This is a genomic window from Haliscomenobacter sp. (genome assembly GCF_040403615.1).
In the GTDB taxonomy this organism is placed as follows: Bacteria; Bacteroidota; Bacteroidia; order Chitinophagales; family Saprospiraceae; genus Haliscomenobacter.
Map to the genome: position 1 here is coordinate 1 of NZ_JBBAKG010000198.1, position 1,809 is coordinate 1,809.

2 protein-coding genes are annotated in these 1,809 nt (G+C 48.1%); both read left to right on the forward strand.

The features are described from left to right. Positions 1 to 1,254 (forward strand): AAA family ATPase (locus ABW391_RS28495; RefSeq protein WP_353485305.1); only part of this gene is annotated, 1,254 nt, incomplete at its 5' end. Between the two features lie 61 nt (positions 1,255 to 1,315). Then, positions 1,316 to 1,809 (forward strand): DUF7133 domain-containing protein (locus ABW391_RS28500; protein WP_502916363.1); only part of this gene is annotated, 494 nt, incomplete at its 3' end.

Genomic DNA, 1,809 nt, shown 5'->3' on the forward strand with positions numbered 1-1,809 from the left:
CATTTTCTGGATTCAAACCCGGGTTTAAAATCCCGTTTCAAGTTCAATTTTGAGTTTTCCGATTACCTTCCACAGGAATTGTCGCAAATAGCCCGGTTTGTTTGCAAGCAAAAAGGGGTGAAACTGAGTGAATTGGCCGAGAAAAAAATCGACGAACTGATCATCGATGCATATCGCAAGCGCGACCGTACTTTCGGGAATGCCCGCTTTGTCAATGATTTGATTGAAAAAGGAAAAATCAACCTGGGATTGCGCGTCATGCGCAACGAAGATCCTCGCTTGCTCTCTCGCGAAAATCTGGAAATTATGGAGTTGGCCGATATCATGGCCATAGACCTTAAAAACCTGAAGCCGCTGCCCAATATCCCGATCGATGAAGCCCAACTGCGAGAATCCGTTGATGAGCTGAATCGCTTGATTGGGATGGACAAAATCAAAGCGCAGATCCATGAAATGGTGCGGCTGGTGCGTTTTTACCGCGAGACGGGCAAAGATGTACTCAATAGTTTTTACCTGCATACCGTGCTGATTGGCAATCCCGGAACGGGCAAAACCACGGTGGCCCGAATTTTGACCAAGATCTACAAAGCCTTGGGCATGTTGGAGCGCGGTCATATGGTGGAAACGGATCGACAAGGGCTGGTAGCCGGATTTGTTGGACAAACGGCCATCAAAACCAATGAAAAAATTGAGGAGGCCATCGGTGGCGTACTGTTCATCGATGAAGCCTATTCGCTGACCGCCAAAACTGGTGGGGCACACGGTGACTTTGGCGACGAAGCCATTCAGACCTTGTTGAAACGCATGGAAGACATGCGGGGCCGGTTCTTCGTTTTTGTGGCTGGTTATACCGACAACATGGAGATCTTCCTCAAAGCCAACCCGGGCTTGAACAGCCGTTTTGACAAAATGCTGCGCTTTGAGGATTACCTCCCCAATGAATTGCTGCAAATTGCCATGCACATGTTGGACGAAAGTGGCCTGGTGCCGTCTCCAGAAGCGGAGGAATACCTCAAGACCTACCTTGCATTCCTGTACGATTGCCGAGACAAATACTTTGGCAATGCCCGTACCGTGCGGAATGTGGTCAATGAAGCCATTAAGAATCAGAATTTACGCTTGGCGGCTATACCTGTTGAAGATCGAGGCGAGGTTCCCAATAACTTGCTTACGCTGGATGATTTGGAATCCTTCAAATTGGACAAGAGTACTTTTGCCTTCAATCGGCAAAAAATTGGATTCAAAGCCAGATAATTTGCTAGTTTGCTGATAGATAAAACCATCAGTAAATTAACCTATTAACGCTGGATCGCAAATGAAAAACATTAAACGCTGCTGCACTTTACTGGTGCTGTTGGCGGCCTGTGGGCCGCAAAAGCCTCAAGTTGACTTTGACAAACTGGAAGAACCCGCCAAAAGACTCAGCCAAAACGCGGTGTACGGCATGGAAGTAGCCGAAGGCTGCGAAGTAAGCCTCTTCGCCTCCGAACCCATGCTGATGAATCCTACCAATCTTCATGTTGATGAGCGGGGCAGAGTCTGGGTTTGTGAAGCCTTGAATTACCGCAATACCCACAACCCCGAAAATCCTGAACGCCAAGAAGGCGACCGCATTCTCATTCTAGAAGACACCGACGGCGACGCCAAAGCGGACAAAAGTACGGTTTTCTACCAGGGTATTGATGTCAATGCCGCATTGGGTATTTGGGCCGTCGACAATCAGGCGATCATTTCTTGCAGCCCTTATGTATTTCTGTTGAGTGATACCAATGGGGATGACAAAGCGGACAAAAGGGATACCTTGTTTAC